This is a genomic window from Citrobacter sp. LJND-P06, assembly GCF_058188415.1.
This window is the reverse complement of record NZ_CP187317.1, coordinates 1,395,812-1,411,562: the sequence shown is the minus strand read 5'-3', so window position 1 is coordinate 1,411,562 and position 15,751 is coordinate 1,395,812. Positions and strand designations below refer to the sequence as shown.

Here is a 15,751-nt window from a genome sequence, read left to right as displayed (position 1 = left end):
CAGCAGGAGGGAGTGGGCTTTATCAACTGCCGGGGTGATTAGCCACCGTAAACATCAAAATCGAAGTACTTTTTCGCCAGCTTCTCGTAAGTACCATCAGCACGCATTTCTGCGAATGCTTTGTTCAGGGCTTCGCGCAGCTCATTGTCTTCTTTGCGCAGACCCATCCCGGTACCGACGCCGAACAGTTTTTCATCTTTCACTGACGGGCCGCCGAATTTGTAATCTTTGCCTACAGGCTGCTTCAGAAAACCTTCGCTCGCCGCGACTTCATCCTGGAACGCCGCATCAATACGTCCTGCCGTCAGGTCGGAATAGATATTGTCCTGCCCCTGATAAGAAACGATTTCAATGCCTTTTGGCGCCCAGTGTTCATTGCCGAACGTTTCCTGGGTGGTGCCCTGCAATACGCCAACACGCTTCCCTTTCAGGGATTCAATAGTAGGCTGGATGTCAGCCGCTTTCGCGACAACCAGACGAGAATCGGCTGCATAAAGCTTGTCGGTAAACGCGATTTCCTGCTGACGTTTTTCAGTGATGGACAGCGAAGACATGATCGCGTCGATTTTCTTCGCTTTTAACGAAGGGATCAGCGCATCCAGCGGGTTTTCCACGAAGGAACATTGTGTATTAATACGTTTACACAGTTCTTTCGCCAGATCGATATCAAAACCGACTAATTCACCCTGTGCATTCTTTGATTCGAACGGGGCATAAGTCGGATCGGTACCGATCCGAATTTTTTGCGGAATGGCTGCAAATGCTGCGGTAGCACTGGAGAAAGCCAGAACCAGAGAAAGAGACAACACCAGTTTTTTCATAACTATCCTCAACAGACTGTCTTTTATAGGGGATCTTTACAGGACCAGCAGCAGTTATCGTGCCATCAATCGGGCTGACAAGGCAAAACATTCTACCCTGCCAGCAATATTAATTTGCATGAAAAACGCTTAAGTATGCATTCATGCTCATTTCGACAGCGACGATTGCACCATAACAGTGCCTGGAACTTATCATGCACCGCTTTGGTTAACCAAAACGGTGCAGTAAATTTCCCGCTGCGGCGAATCAGTCACCGTAGACATTAAAGTCAAAGTACTTTTTCGCCATTTTGTCGTAGGTACCGTCTTTACGCAGATCGCCCAGCGCTTTATCAAACGCCGCTTTCAGCTCGGTATCGTCTTTACGCAGACCAATACCGGTACCGTCGCCAAAGAATTTCTTGTCTTTTACAGAAGAACCGGCAAACGCATAATCTTTACCGGCAGGCTGTTTGAGGAACCCTTCGCTGGCCGCCACTTCATCCTGCAATGCAGCATCAAGACGTCCCGCCGTCAGGTCGGAATAGATGAGATCCTGGTTGGCGTAGGCCACCACATCGACACCTTTACTCCGCCAGGTATCGTTGGCATAGGCTTCCTGCGTTGAGCCTTGCAGGACACCAACGTGTTTCCCTTTCAGTGAATCCAGGGTTGGCTGAATCGGCGAGCCTTTCGCGGCAATCAGTCGCGAGTCAGCGGCATACAGTTTGTCGGAGAAGGCAATCTCTTGCTGACGCTTCTCGGTGATAGAGAGAGAAGAGATAATCGCATCAATTTTTTTCGCTTTCAGCGACGGAATGAGCGCATCAAAGTCACTGGCGACCCACGTACACTTAATCTGCATACGCTTACACATTTCGTTACCCAGATCGATATCAAACCCCACGAAATCCCCTTTGGCATCTTTCGATGAGAAAGGCGCATAGGTGGTATCTGTTCCAATGCGAATCGTCTGTGGCAATGCTGCGTAGCTGGCCGCTGTTGCGGAAAGTCCTACCAGCAAAGACAAAGCGAGAACCGTCTTCTTCATACATAACCCTCAAGTGGCGTAATTTTATTATGTTTTACGTTGTGTTGTGTGTTTGCAGGCTTTTTCATGCAGGTCTTATGCCATTTTCACGTCAATGAGGATATTTGACGTTAAATTTGTTAATAAAACGTTGCAATATTGTCCTGATGTTGAAGATAGCAGGTATAGCGGTTGAACCGCAGCGTTTCGGTGAGTTTTGGCGAATTAAATGTTGAGGATATGATCGCGGTTACAAAATTGCCCTGAAACAGGGCAACGGAAGAAATTATGCGCGGAGGAAGTGCAAATTATGCCCCTTGCCAGCGGGTAAAAAGTTCCTGCGGCAGAGCAATGTTAAACTGGTCGAGAACGCGATTAACCGTTTGATTAATCACATCATCCAGGGTCTGAGGGCGATGATAAAACGCCGGAACCGGCGGCATAATCACGGCACCGATTTCAGCCGCCTGCGTCATCAGGCGCAGATGTCCAAGATGCAGCGGTGTTTCGCGTACGCACAACACTAACGGGCGGCGCTCTTTCAGCACCACATCTGCCGCACGGGTCAGCAACCCATCGGTATAACTGTGCACAATGCCTGAAAGGGTTTTGATGGAGCATGGCAAAATCACCATTCCCGCCGTCTTAAAAGAGCCTGAGGAGATACTGGCCGCAATATCACGCGCATCGTGGGTGACATCTGCGAAAGCCTGTACTTCACGTAAAGAAAAATCCGTTTCCAGCGAAAGCGTCTGCCGTGCCGCCTGACTCATGACCAGATGGGTTTCCACGTCAGCAACGTCACGCAATACCTGTAATAAGCGCACGCCATAAATCGCGCCGCTGGCGCCGCTGATCCCTACGATGAGTCGTTTCATGTGTATTTGCCCTTTCTTGCTTCAGGGCTGACTTTGCAGGATTTTACGGGGAGTTGCAAGCAAGGGCGCTGCCTACGCCCTTGCCCGGAGAAGGAAATTACCCTTCGTTGTGCATTTCGAGGTTTTCCACTTCGTTCTGACGTTGTACCGCTTTGGCATCGTCATTACGCAGGGTATCCAGGAAATCGAGGTACTGCTGGTCAACGTCTTTCGTCACATACACGCCATTAAACACTGAACATTCAAACTGTTGAATATCCGGGTTCTCGGCACGTACAGCGTCGATAAGATCGTTCAGATCCTGGAAGATAAGCCCATCGGCGCCGATTATCTGGCGGATTTCATCGACTTCACGGCCATGCGCGATAAGCTCCGTCGCCGTCGGCATATCAATACCGTAGACATTCGGGAAGCGAATTTCCGGCGCCGCGGAAGCGAGATACACCTTCTTCGCACCCGCTTCACGAGCCATCTCAATAATCTGCTCGGACGTTGTGCCGCGCACGATTGAGTCATCCACCAGTAGGACGTTTTTATCGCGGAATTCCGCGCGATTGGCGTTCAGCTTACGGCGCACTGATTTACGGCGCAGTTGCTGACCCGGCATGATAAAAGTACGGCCTACATAGCGGTTTTTCACAAACCCCTGGCGGTACGGTTTACCCAGAATGCGCGCGATTTCCAGCGCGATATCACACGAGGTTTCCGGAATCGGGATCACCACGTCGATATCCAGATCTTCCCATTCACGGGCAATTTTCTCGCCCAGTTTGGTACCCATGTTTACGCGGGCGCTGTAGACGGAGATCTTATCGATAAAGGAGTCAGGGCGCGCAAAGTACACGTACTCGAACAGGCAAGGATTGCTGACCGGATTATCGGCACACTGGCGGGTAAACAACTGGCCTTTTTCGGTGATATACACCGCTTCGCCAGGCGCTACATCGCGCAGGAACTCATAACCCAGGGTATCAAGCGCAACACTTTCGGAAGCGACCATATACTCGGTGCGGCCATCGCCAATATCGCGTTTGCCCAGCACTAACGGGCGAATGCCATTCGGATCGCGGAACGCAACCATGCCATGACCGATAATCATCGCTACGCACGCATACGCGCCGCGGATCTGACGGTTAGTCGCCGCAATAGCCGCAAAAATATTGTCGGCTTCCAGCGGGTAATGGCGGAAGTTATCCAGTTCGCTGGCGAAGACATTGAGCAGGATTTCAGAATCTGAAGTGGTGTTGATGTGGCGACGTTTTTCTTCAAACAGCTTTTTACGCAACTCATGCGCATTGGTCAGATTGCCATTATGGGCAAGCGTAATACCGTACGGCGAGTTGACGTAAAAAGGTTGAGCTTCGGAGGCGCTGGAGCTGCCAGCCGTAGGGTAACGCACATGACCGATGCCCATATTGCCTTGTAAACGCAACATGTGGCGAGCTTCGAAAATATCGCTCACTAAGCCATTCGCCTTGCGCAGGCGGAAGCAGTTGTTCGCATCGATGGTGATGATGCCCGCGGCATCCTGACCACGATGCTGGAGCACCGTTAACGCGTCATAAATCGACTGGTTGACCGGCATAACACCGGCGATACCGACAATACCGCACATACGTCTTTTCCTCGTTAAGCCACATCTCAGAACTCAGTTATGTTCTGGGCAAGAAACTTGACGAGCTTTGCAGATAGTCAAAGAACCATCTGATGATGAAACTGAACTGCGGGATAAGCTGCGACTTACTCCAGTCTTCACTTTTCGACAGGCCTGTAAAGGTATCGAGAAAGAACAGAATGGCAGCGACTATCAACGCTCCTCGCAGAGCCCCGAAACAGATCCCCAATACCCTGTCAGTCCCTGACAGACCGGTTTTCTCGACCAGCTGACCTATCACAAAATTGACGATAGCGCCGACGATAAGCGTCGCGATAAACAGTATCGCGATAGCAATCCCATTTCGAACCAGTTCGTCATCAAAGCCCGTAAACCAGACAGACAGGTAAGTGTAGTAATGGCTGGCGACAAAGAAAGCACAACCCCATGTCACCAACGATAAAGCTTCACGAACAAAGCCACGGATCAGGCTAACCAGACAGGAAAAACCAATCACCGCAATAATGGCGTAATCAATCCAGACCATACATGTCCCACGATTTTACGCCCTGTCGTCCTGTTCGGGGCGCATTCTAACAGAAAAAGAAAACGTTTGCGTAGGGATTTCCTTTCCACGCGTAAATAAAAATGGCGCTGAAAAAATCTTCAACGCCATCGTACTTTTTGCCTTTTTGGGCATTGCCGGATGGCGGTGTAAACACCTTATCCGGCCAATATAAGTATCGAATCACAGGCCTGATAAGCGCAGCGCCATCAGGCAACAACGTCACTTAATTCGGGCTATACCCCATCACCACCCCACTTAAACCTGAGATCTGCTGAAGCTCACCCAGTGAACTTTTCAGCTTGTCTTTTGATGCGTCAGGCCCAACGAGAATGCGGGTTATTTTACCCTGTACTGGCGTTGAGGGGGAAGTATATACCCGGAACCCCGCGCCACGAAGTTTACCAACGATCTCATTGACCTTGTCGGCATTTTTCAAGGCGCCCAGTTGTACAACCCAGGCTTTGCCGGTCGGCGCTGGTTTTTCCTCGGCGACCGGTTTCGGCGCAGGAGGCGGCGTCGGCGTCACAGCAACCGGTGGTTGCGGCTTCGGCTTTTCAACCGGTTTTGGTTTGGGTTGTTCAATAGGCTCAGGAACCGGATCGAGATCGGCGGTATTGTTCAACGACAGACGAGACGGATCGAGGGATGGCGCTGCCGCGTCCCCTGCCCTGACCTCTTCCGCCGCGCCTTCAGGTGGCTGAGTCGGCAGCGCCTGCGTCGCAGCAGGCATCATATCCGGCTCATCACGGTCACCGGGTTTCGGTACCAACGGGATCGCGGCAAACTCATCCTGATAATGTTTTTTCTGCCCGTCAAGCAGCCCAGGAAGCACGATCACCCCAAGCGCGACCAGCACAATGGTGCCGACTAAACGATTTTGAAATTTACTTGCCACCGTTTCTCCCCGCGTCAATCACTTCCATGACATGTGCGACAGTGTGAAAAGAACCACACACCAGCACGGTATCCTCTGGTTTTGCGTCCGCCATTGCCGCATGCCATGCCAGAGCAACGCTGTCATAAGCGTTACCGCTGCCCAGATGCTCCAGTAATTGCTCCGCCGTCGCACCTCGCGGCCCTTCCAACGGCGCGCAATACCAGTCATCGACCACGCTTTTCAGCCAGGCCAACGTTCCTGCAATATCTTTATCATGTAGCATACCGATAACAGCAAGCACTCGCCCACTTTTCGGCAACATTTTCATGCGTCCGGTAAGATATTCCGCCGCATGAGGATTATGTGCGACATCAAGAATAACACGTGGCGACTCGCTCAAAATCTGAAAACGCCCCGGTAAAATGGCCTGAGCAATCCCCTCGCGAATCGCTTTTTCACTGACGTTCAGCGCACTGGCGCGTAGCGCGGCCAGCGCGGTGGCGGCATTAGGCTGCGGCACCAGCGGCAATGGCAAATCCGTCAGCGTACCGTTGCTGTCGGTAAACGACCAGCCATCGCCTGACACCTCAAAATGCCAGTCCACACCCCGACGACGCAACAGCGCTCCGGTTTCCTGCGCAACATCGGCAATGGTGTAAGGCATTTCAGGTTCGCCCACAATGGCCGGTTTTTCCGCCCGAAAGATCCCCGCTTTCTCACGGCCAATGCTTTCGCGATCCGGCCCCAGCCAGTCCGTATGATCCAGCGCGATACTGGTCACGACAGAGACATCCGCATCCACAATATTGGTGGCATCCAGACGACCGCCTAACCCCACCTCCAGGATCACCACATCAAGTTGTGCCTGTTTAAACAACCACAGCGCGGAAAGCGTGCCGTACTCAAAATAGGTCAGCGAAATCCCACCGCGAGACTCTTCGATTTCTGCAAACGACGCGGTGTGCGCAGACTCGGGTAATTCTTGCCCCTGCACCCGCACACGTTCAGTGTAGCGCACCAGATGTGGGGAACTGTAGACACCCACTTTATAGCCCGCCGCCATCAGCACGGATTCCAGCGTACGGCAGGTCGTGCCTTTACCGTTCGTTCCTGCCACCGTAAAGACAAACGGCGCCGGTTTAAGAACACCAAGACGTGCCGCGACCTGACTGACACGCTCAAGGCCCAGATCGATGGTTTTACTGTGCAGGTTTTCCAGATAAGAAAGCCACGAGGCCAGGGGCGACGCGGCTTTAGGGATACGTTTATTGTCCATGATTTTTGTAAATTCGCTACGGTGAGAAAAGAAAAAGGGCAGCGCCGATGGCCCTGCCCTTTTCAGTTATCAGGCCTCTGCTTCCTGATCCGGTACCGGCGGTACCACCACACCTTCGCGCGGTTCATCCGGATTTGGCGCAGGGAGATTCATCAACTTCGCCAGAACGCTTGCCAGTTTGAGGCGCATTTCCGGGCGGCGGACGATCATATCGATAGCGCCTTTTTCAATCAGGAACTCACTGCGCTGGAATCCCGGCGGCAGTTTCTCACGTACGGTTTGCTCGATGACGCGTGGGCCAGCGAAGCCGATCAGCGCTTTCGGTTCAGCAATATTGAGATCGCCCAACATGGCGAAACTTGCTGATACGCCACCCATCGTTGGGTCGGTCAGTACGGAGATATACGGTAATCCACGTTCCTGCATTTTCGCCAACGCTGCGGAGGTTTTCGCCATCTGCATCAGCGACATCAGCGCTTCTTGCATACGTGCGCCACCGGAAGCGGAGAAGCAGATCAGCGGGCAATTATCTTCCAGCGCCTGCTCAACGGCACGAACGAAACGTGCGCCGACGACAGAGCCCATAGAACCGCCCATGAAAGAGAATTCAAACGCAGCAGCGACAACGGGCATGCCATGAAGCGTGCCTTTCATCACGACCAGAGCGTCTTTCTCTCCGGTTTCTTTTTGCGCGGACGCCAGTCTGTCTTTGTACTTCTTGGAGTCACGGAACTTCAGCACGTCTTTCGACTCAAGTTCGCTACCCAGTTCCGCAAGAGTTCCTTCATCTAACAGGCTATGCAGGCGATTGCGCGCCGACATGCGCATATGATGATCACACTTCGGACAGACCTCAAGATTACGTTCCAGCTCAGCACGGTATAAAACCTGACCGCAGCTATCACACTTGGTCCACACCCCTTCAGGAATGCTTGCCTTGCGGGTGGGAGTAATGTTGCTTTTAATTCGTTCAATCCAGCTCATTAGTGACCTTTCTGCCTGAACCTGGTTCGATGCCAGTTTTATCTTTGGGGGCGCATAATGCCATTTTTGCCCCCAACAGACCATGAATGTTGCACATTAAAACATAACAGCCCGAAACTTTGGATAAAAAAGTGGTCGAACCGCTGAGTTACTTTCTATTTTGCGGCACGTGACGCCGCTCGCTTATGGCGAATAATTTCGATAACCCCCGGTAATACCGAGAGCACGATAATCGCCACAATCAGCAATTTCAGGTTTTCCTGAACTACCGGCAGATCGCCAAACAGGTAGCCCGCATAGGTAAACAGAAGAACCCAAAGCAGTGCGCCCGTCACGTTGTACAACGCAAAATGGCGATAGGACATATGTCCCATTCCCGCCACAAATGGCGCAAATGTACGCACGATAGGGACAAAACGCGCCAGGATAATCGTTTTGCCACCATGACGCTCATAGAACGCATGGGTCTTATCCAGATAACTGCGACGAAAGATCTTCGAGTTAGGATTACTGAAGAGTTTCTCGCCAAACAGTCGGCCAATCGTGTAGTTCACCGCATCGCCAATAATCGCCGCCACCACCATCAACCCCACCATCAGGTGAACATTGAGATCGTTGGAGGGCAACGCAGAAAGCGCCCCCGCCACAAACAGCAGCGAGTCACCTGGCAGAAACGGCGTGACCACCAGACCGGTTTCGCAGAACAGGATGAGGAACAGAATGGCATAAACCCACACGCCATATTCCGCCACCAGTTCCGCCAGGTGCACATCAATGTGCAAAATAAAATCGATAAGGAAGTAAATCAGATCCATATTTGCTTTTGCCTTTTGTCCCCGTCATATTCGGGGTATGCCATTCTGATTAGTCCGCCAAAAACAGCGGGCCCATCGGCGGTTTGGGAAGTTCAAACCGGTCAGGGTAATCTACCGCGACCAGATACAATCCTTCCGCTTTCGCCGTTGCTGCAGAAAGCCGTCTGTCCTTAGCCGCCAGCAACTCTGCGATCCAGCTCTCCGGCTGGTTGTGGGCGCCCACTTCCATCAGGCTACCGACAATATTCCTTACCATATGATGTACAAAGGCATTTGCTTTGATATCGACCACCACATACGCACCATGACGCGTCACAGTAATGTGCATCACATTACGCCACGGCGTGCGCGACTGGCACTGCACGGCGCGAAACGAGGTAAAATCGTTTTCGCCAATCAGGCACTGCGCCGCCCGGTGCATACGTTCTGCGTCCAGCGGTTCATAATAGTGCGTCACGCCCTTACCTAAAACCGCCGGACGCAGCCGGTGATTGTAGATGATGTAGCGATAACGGCGTGCCGTAGCGCTAAACCGGGCGTGAAAATCATCAGGTACAGCTTTCACCCAACGCACAGCGATGTCACCAGGCAAATTCGCATTTACGCCCAGTGTCCACGCTGCATCCTTACGCTGAGCGGTGGTTTCAAAATGCACCACCTGCCCAGTACCGTGCACGCCAGCGTCCGTACGACCCGCACAAAATACGTTGATACGCTCGTTGGCCACCTGCGAAAGCGCGGTTTCCAGCTTTTCCTGGACGCTGCGCACTTCGTTCTGACGCTGCCAGCCATAATATTTACTGCCGTCGTACTCAATGCCCAGCGCAATTTTATAAACTGACGGTTGTTGCTGGTCAGACATTAGTACAGATACTCCTGCACCAGTTTTTCAGCAATTTTCACCGCCATCAGCGCGCCGCCAAAACGGACGTTATCTGCGACTGACCAAAACTGGACTTGTTCCGGCATACCGTAATCATTACGAACACAGCCGACCGAAAGCTGCGGATTACCCGTGGCATCGCCGACCTGGGTCGGGAAATCCGTCTCTTCAGACAAGACAATATCTTCGCCGCGAGAGAACGCATCACGCGCCTCTTCAGCAGCCAGCGGGCGCAGCGCTTCAAAATTCACCATCTGCGCGTGGCCGTAAAATACCGGCGACTGTACGCAACTGGCAGAGATCATTAATCCCTCATCCTGCATAATTTTGCGGACTTCATCGACAATACGGCGCTCTTCGCGCACGCTGCCTTCACGATCCGGTAACAGCGGCAGCATGTTAAATGCCAACTGGCGACCAAAATAATCCTCGTCATCAATCGGAATGCCGTTAAGCAATTTCACGCTTTGACCTGCCAGCGCATCGACCGCTTTTTTACCGCGCGCGGATGCCGACAAAATGTTTGTCACCGTGATTCGGGAAAGTCCACCTTCGTCGATCAGCGGCTTCAATGCAGACAGCAACTGGCTGGTCAGGCTGTCAGGCACTGCAATCACGTTGCGGTTACGATAATCTGCCAGGACAAACGGGTTAACGTCCGGCACGACCAGCGGGACGTCCGGCTCGAGAGCAAACAACCCGCTGCTGTCAATCACCAGACAACCAGCATTGGTGGCTTCTTCCACCCAGGCAGCAGAGGCTTCAGCCCCGGCGACGAAAAACGCCAGTTGCGACTGCGTCCAGTCAAAATCAGCGACATCCTGCACAATGATGGATTTACCGTTAAAGCGCAGATGCTCGCCAGCGCTTTCATTACGCGCCAGCGCATAGATTTCACCGACCGGGAACTGGCGTTCGGCCAGCGTTTCAAGCAGGGCTTCGCCTACGGCACCCGTGGCGCCCAGGATGGCAATATTCCAGCCTTCAGACATGGTGATTTACTCCAGAAAAACATAAGCGTCCCTGCCGAATTATTCGTCAGGGAGCATTAAGAAGACATTAATGTGTTGGGTGGTAAACGGCGTTAAAACCCAGTTTTTTCAACAGCGCCGCCGTTTCGGCATCATCACACATCACGTACAAAGATGACCACTCACGGCGCTCAAGGTAATTCTTACGCAGTTTATCAAACTCACCCGGAACCCCGGCAACTTTTCGCAACGGGGCATCATCGCGCCGCACATCATACACCAAATGCACCAGTCTTTTCAGCGTCGGCTGATCTAAGGTGCCGTGAAGTGTGATGCGGCCAAACTCCGGTGCGGGCAACAGCGTATCCAGCGCGACTTGCTGCGCATTATCAATAAATGCGCTATACGCTTCAAAGACCTGAGTGGTGCCACGCGCTTTCCCTTCCAGGGTATAGCCCGCGATATGCGGCGTACCAATGTCGATCTTTTCCAACAATTCGACATTGAGCTCTGGCTCACCTTCCCAGACATCCAGCACCACGCTTAACGACTGCCCGGCATTCAGTCGCGCCAACAAGGCCGCATTATCCACCACCGGGCCACGGCTGGCATTGACCAAAATGGTTCCAGGTTTCAAGCGGCGAATCATCGCGTCGTCAGCCAGATGCAGCGTCTTGTACTGCCCTTGTTTAAATAGCGGCGTGTGGAAGGTCAGAATATCCGCTTCCTGCACCAGCTCTTCAAGGGCGCGGAAATCGCCCTCGTCGCCACGATCGGCACGCGGTGGATCGCACAGCAACGTGCGAATGCCCAGCGCTTCCAGTCGCGCCTGCAAACGACCGCCGACATTCCCTACGCCAATAATGCCCACGGTACGATCGCGCAACGCAAAACCATCGCGTTCGGCAAGCATCAACAACGAGGAAAAAACATATTCAACAACCGCAATGGCGTTGCAGCCAGGCGCAGAAGAAAAGCCGATCCCAGCCTGTTTAAGCCAGGTCTCATCCACATGGTCAGTGCCTGCGGTCGCCGTTCCAACAAACTTAACGGACTTTCCGCCCAGCAACGATTCGTTCACTTTAGTGACCGAGCGCACCATTAGCGCATCTGCGTCTTCGAGCTCAGCAACGGGAATGGGGCGACCTGGAACCGCTTTTACCTCCCCCAAACGACTGAACAATTCGCGGGCATAAGGCATATTTTCATCAACGAGGATTTTCACGTCTGTGGTACCTGTTTGAGAGCGAGAGTTAACCGGGCAAGTGTGCCATAATCTCGCCGCCAGGCATACTGCGAGACCTGGTTTGCAAAGATTTAAGGATTAGTGATGATGCAACCCATTTCCGGCACTCCCGCACAACCTCCCGGTGAGGGACAAAACCGTCCTTCCATCGCGGGCGAACAGCCGTTATCCACCCAGCAACGCACTGTGCTGGAACGACTGATCACTCGCTTGATTTCGCTGACGCAACAGCAAAGTGCGGAAGTCTGGGCCGGAATAAAACACGATTTGGGGGTAAAAAGCGACACGCCGTTGCTTTCGCGTCATTTCCCTGCCGCTGAACACAATCTCAGCCAACGACTGGGCGTCGCCCAGCAAAACCACGCTAATCGTCAGGTGCTGGCACAATTAACAGAACTGTTGAGCCTGGGGAACAATCGCCAGGCCGTCAGTGATTTTATTCGCCAGCAGTATAACCAGACTGCGTTAAGCCAGCTTACGCCAGAACAGTTGAAGAACGTGTTGACGTTACTGCAACAAGGGCTGCTCTCTATCCCACAACCGCAGCAGCGCCCGGCGACCGACAGACCGTTATTACCCGCCGAGCACAATACGCTTAACCAGCTTGTGACCAAACTGGCTGCCGCCACGGGGGAATCTGGCAAGCTGATTTGGCAATCAATGCTGGAACTCTCCGGCGTGAAAAGCGGCGAGTTGATCCCGGCGAAACAGTTCACCCATCTGGTGACCTGGTTACAGGCGCGCCAGACACTCAGCCTACAGAACGCGCCCACCTTGCAAACGCTGCAGGCAGCGTTAAAGCAGCCGCTAGAGCCGAATGAATTTACGGCGATCAAAGAGTATGCGCAGCAAAACTATCTGATCCAGCCGCAAACGGTTCTGACCACGGTTCAGGTGCAGGATCTGCTTAACCAGATCTTCCTGCGCCGTGTCGAACGAGACCGGGAATTAAACGATCCTCGCCATATTCAACCGATCTACAGTCCGTTCGCGCCGATCATTGAAACCATTAAATCGCTGTCGGCACGGCCCGGTCTGCTGTTTATCGCGCTCATGATTGTCCTGGCTCTTTTTTTGTTGGTTTCCTAAAAGAGAGTAATGTCACCAAAATACCTACCACTGCGGAGATCGCCCCGGCCAGAAATACCGAGGGATAACCGCATGAGGTGGCTAATAACCCTGCAAGAGGTGCGGTCACACCGTAGGAGATGTCCTGAAAGGCGGCATATCCACCCAACGCGGTGCCACGTACCTGTGAAGGTACGCGTTTCACCACCTCTACGCCCAGCGCCGGGAAGATTAATGAACACCCGGCTCCGGTTAATGCCGCCCCCAACAAAGCAAACCCTGCACCTGGCGCCAGCCAGAGCAACACCAGCCCGGCGGTTTCAACGCACAATGATGCGATTGCTACCCTCACGCCGCCAAAGCGATCCGGCATCCAGCCAAACAGCACGCGCATGAGCACAAATGCGCCGCCAAAGGCGGTCAAGGTGAAACCCGCCATCGCCCAGCCGTTGCTGGCAAAGTAGAGAGAAATGAAGGTACCAATAACGGCAAACCCGACGCCCTGTAACGCCAGGCCAACACCCGGTTTCCAGATAAGCCCAACCACGCTCCACAGCGATGGACGATCGCCTGGATGTGCGGGTACTTTACGCACCGTGCCGTTAAACGCCCACGCCAGCAGTGGAAGCGCTATCGTAGTGCCCGCCAGCGCGGCAAAACCATAATGGCTGTGGATCAACAGACCCAGCGGCGCACCGGCCGCCAGCGCGCCGTAAATCGCCATCCCGTTCCACGACATCACTTTACCCGAACGCCCCGGCCCGACCAGCCCCATTCCCCAGGTTAATGTGCCGGTCAGTAACTGGCTTTCACCAAAGCCCAGAATCAAGCGCCCAACAATCAGCAGGGCAAATTTCACCGGAATGGAGACTGGCAGCAGCGCCGCCAGCAGCCACGCGACGCCCGCCAGAGCACAGGCAAACATACCCTGTAGCACAGAACGTTTCGCGCCATATTGATCGGCGAGTCGCCCGGCATAGCCTCGCGTGAGTACCGTAGCCAGAAACTGAATGCCCACGGCGATACCGACCATGGTGTTGCCGTAGCCCAGTTCCTGATGCACAAAAAGCGGGATGACGGGCAAGGGTAAACCGACCGTCATATAGGTCAGGAAAACCGCAAAGGCGATGCGAAAAAGCGAAAAATTCGCAGAAGATGTTTTTTCTGTTTGGGATACTGCTGTCATGCGTTACTCCGAAATGCAGAGTAAGGCGAGGAATTGCCACGCCCCCTCTACCTGACCGCCAGGATTAAGGTGCGTTGGATAACGTTAAACGCCCACTATTATCAGGAAGATAATGTCGAGCGTGGAGTTTGCCTTTGGGTCGCTAACGTTGTCAACCGTTAACCGCGGAAGGTTCTCAATACCGGGGGTTATTGCCAAAGAGCGAGAGAAGCGCAACCCCGATCTCTTTCGATTCTGCCTCCCAGGCAGAGGCATCGTTCAGCGCCAGCGTCGTCTCGCTTTCTGCGACATACGGACGCACATACTCGGGTAGAATCGAAATGTGATACTCCCATGCCTTCGATCTCTGACAATATCCATGTGATAAAAGAAAATTACGTTATTTTATCGCAATACGATAAAAACCTAAAAACATCGACACCGATACCATATCTTCGTAGGATTACAGAATGAAAGAAAAAGTCCAGGACTGGCATCGTGCAGATATTAAAAGTGCAATCGCTCTCAAGTATTCGAATAATGAATGTCATTAATATATAAAATACACCTTAATTATTTATAATTTTTTCTTATAGCAAATATTACCTGTCCTCCCCATAGTTGCAGTGATAATTAACAGATCACGTAGCAACACCAAGAGAATATAATATGACCTGGGATATAAGAGCAGCAACAAACTATGCAAAGCATCACGCCCATTCACACTCAATCAAGCAATGTGCGGAATATACGCGAAAGGCAATCAGTGCAGGAGGCATAGATATAGGGCACACGGGGCATGCCAAAGATTATGGTTCTCTTTTAATGAGCGCGGGTTTCAGACCCATCTCTCCTTATGAATCTCCGCGAGCAGGTGATGTTGTCATTTTACAACCGTATGGGGGAGGAAATGCCAGCGGTCATATGGCCATTTTTGATGGGCAAGAATGGTATTCCGATTTCAGGCAACATGATATGTGGGCAGGGCCGGGTTACAGAACAGCAAAACCACAATATACGATATACAGGAGGAACTGATGCGGTTTATTCTCCCATTCATTCTTTTACTGTTATCCGGATGTAATGTCCACAATGATACAAGTAGTCGTAGCATGGTGAATCAATTCTACCTTCAGTACATGGCGATATACACCAGCGATAACGATGAGAGTCTCATCAATTACACCAATCCTGTTTATGGAAAATATGTTTCAACTGAGATTATTCATAGGTTAAAGCAAATTGACGATTATTATGAGCAGGAGATCGTGGAGTCGGACTACTTTATGTACGTGCAGGACTACACACCAGAATGGATCTCTTCATTCCGCACTGGGACGGCCAAAGTTTTTCTGGGAGGCGAACAAGTGGATGTATGGCTTGGTGATTCCAGTACCCATCTCATTCATTTAATGGTCTACACTCGTCGGGAAGATGGCCGATGGAAAATTTATCGAGTACGCGACCTTACGCACCAGTTTGAACACCCGATCTACGATGCCGGTGCCATTGCCCGTGCAAGGGCATGGTCTGCGAAAATCGCACCAGAATACGAGCCGCTTAAAAAGTAAAAAGGGAGCCATTTGGCTCCCCTCT

Annotated in this window: 17 protein-coding genes and 1 pseudogene; 3 read left to right on the top strand and 15 right to left on the bottom strand. The window is 52.3% G+C overall.

All coding sequences use genetic code 11. The features are described from left to right. Positions 1–38 precede the first annotated feature (38 nt). From hisJ to pdxB, 13 genes and pseudogenes are all read right to left on the bottom strand, one after another. Complete coding sequence (gene hisJ / locus ACO7SM_RS06815) at positions 39–821, bottom strand: histidine ABC transporter substrate-binding protein HisJ (RefSeq protein ID WP_203360556.1); 783 nt, start codon at positions 819–821, stop codon at positions 39–41. Between the two features lie 247 nt (positions 822–1,068). Next, the gene (gene argT / locus ACO7SM_RS06810) at positions 1,069–1,851 is read right to left on the bottom strand and encodes a lysine/arginine/ornithine ABC transporter substrate-binding protein ArgT (RefSeq protein ID WP_490470206.1); all 783 of its coding nucleotides are present in this window, start codon (positions 1,849–1,851) and stop codon (positions 1,069–1,071) included. Between the two features lie 287 nt (positions 1,852–2,138). Then, on the bottom strand, positions 2,139–2,708 hold the full coding sequence (ubiX, locus tag ACO7SM_RS06805; protein WP_490470205.1) for a flavin prenyltransferase UbiX: 570 nt from the start codon (positions 2,706–2,708) through the stop codon (positions 2,139–2,141). Between the two features lie 97 nt (positions 2,709–2,805). Then, entirely contained in the window at positions 2,806–4,323 is a 1,518-nt protein-coding gene (gene purF / locus ACO7SM_RS06800) for an amidophosphoribosyltransferase (RefSeq protein ID WP_490470204.1), read from the bottom strand. Positions 4,324–4,360: 37 nt separating this feature from the next. Next, complete coding sequence (cvpA, locus tag ACO7SM_RS06795; protein ID WP_162383106.1) at positions 4,361–4,849, bottom strand: colicin V production protein; 489 nt, start codon at positions 4,847–4,849, stop codon at positions 4,361–4,363. 46 nt (positions 4,850–4,895) lie between these two features. Beyond that, positions 4,896–5,087, bottom strand: a pseudogene (locus ACO7SM_RS06790) (hypothetical protein); the annotation flags it as partial. Between the two features lie 6 nt (positions 5,088–5,093). Beyond that, positions 5,094–5,765: a cell division protein DedD gene (gene dedD, locus ACO7SM_RS06785; protein ID WP_490470203.1), complete on the bottom strand. Its 672-nt coding sequence runs from the start codon at positions 5,763–5,765 to the stop codon at positions 5,094–5,096. Beyond that, entirely contained in the window at positions 5,755–7,023 is a 1,269-nt protein-coding gene (gene folC / locus ACO7SM_RS06780) for a bifunctional tetrahydrofolate synthase/dihydrofolate synthase (protein ID WP_490470202.1), read from the bottom strand. Before folC ends, dedD begins: the two co-directional genes overlap by 11 nt. Before the next feature lie 69 nt (positions 7,024–7,092). Further along, positions 7,093–8,007, bottom strand: coding sequence for an acetyl-CoA carboxylase, carboxyltransferase subunit beta (accD, locus tag ACO7SM_RS06775; RefSeq protein ID WP_203360551.1), 915 nt, complete (start codon positions 8,005–8,007; stop codon positions 7,093–7,095). A gap of 155 nt (positions 8,008–8,162) precedes the next feature. Continuing rightward, a complete protein-coding gene (locus ACO7SM_RS06770; RefSeq protein ID WP_162383110.1) occupies positions 8,163–8,822 on the bottom strand; it encodes a DedA family protein in 660 nt (219 codons plus the stop codon). A gap of 49 nt (positions 8,823–8,871) precedes the next feature. After that, positions 8,872–9,684, bottom strand: coding sequence for a tRNA pseudouridine(38-40) synthase TruA (truA, locus tag ACO7SM_RS06765; RefSeq protein ID WP_192612924.1), 813 nt, complete (start codon positions 9,682–9,684; stop codon positions 8,872–8,874). Then, a complete protein-coding gene (locus tag ACO7SM_RS06760) occupies positions 9,684–10,697 on the bottom strand; it encodes an aspartate-semialdehyde dehydrogenase (protein WP_490470201.1) in 1,014 nt (337 codons plus the stop codon). The genes truA and ACO7SM_RS06760 overlap by 1 nt, the downstream gene beginning before the upstream one ends. Positions 10,698–10,764: 67 nt before the next feature. Then, a complete protein-coding gene (gene pdxB / locus ACO7SM_RS06755) occupies positions 10,765–11,901 on the bottom strand; it encodes a 4-phosphoerythronate dehydrogenase PdxB (RefSeq protein WP_490470200.1) in 1,137 nt (378 codons plus the stop codon). Between the two features lie 108 nt (positions 11,902–12,009). Between pdxB and flk the strand changes: the two genes are divergently transcribed. Then, positions 12,010–13,011, top strand: a complete 1,002-nt coding sequence (gene flk, locus ACO7SM_RS06750; RefSeq protein WP_490470880.1) for a flagella biosynthesis regulator Flk — start codon at positions 12,010–12,012, stop codon at positions 13,009–13,011. Here flk and ACO7SM_RS06745 read toward each other — a convergent pair. Both ACO7SM_RS06745 and ACO7SM_RS06740 read right to left on the bottom strand, forming a co-directional pair. After that, a complete protein-coding gene (locus ACO7SM_RS06745) occupies positions 12,974–14,176 on the bottom strand; it encodes an MFS transporter (protein ID WP_490470199.1) in 1,203 nt (400 codons plus the stop codon). The genes flk and ACO7SM_RS06745 overlap by 38 nt on opposite strands. Before the next feature lie 175 nt (positions 14,177–14,351). Next, a complete protein-coding gene (locus ACO7SM_RS06740; protein WP_490470198.1) occupies positions 14,352–14,477 on the bottom strand; it encodes a hypothetical protein in 126 nt (41 codons plus the stop codon). Positions 14,478–14,824: 347 nt separating this feature from the next. On the opposite strand from ACO7SM_RS06740, the gene ACO7SM_RS06735 reads away from it, so the two are divergent. Continuing rightward, a complete protein-coding gene (locus ACO7SM_RS06735) occupies positions 14,825–15,193 on the top strand; it encodes a hypothetical protein (protein WP_490470197.1) in 369 nt (122 codons plus the stop codon). Beyond that, on the top strand, positions 15,193–15,726 hold the full coding sequence (locus tag ACO7SM_RS06730) for a YqhG/Tai3 family protein (protein ID WP_490470196.1): 534 nt from the start codon (positions 15,193–15,195) through the stop codon (positions 15,724–15,726). The genes ACO7SM_RS06735 and ACO7SM_RS06730 overlap by 1 nt, the downstream gene beginning before the upstream one ends. Positions 15,727–15,751 lie beyond the last annotated feature (25 nt).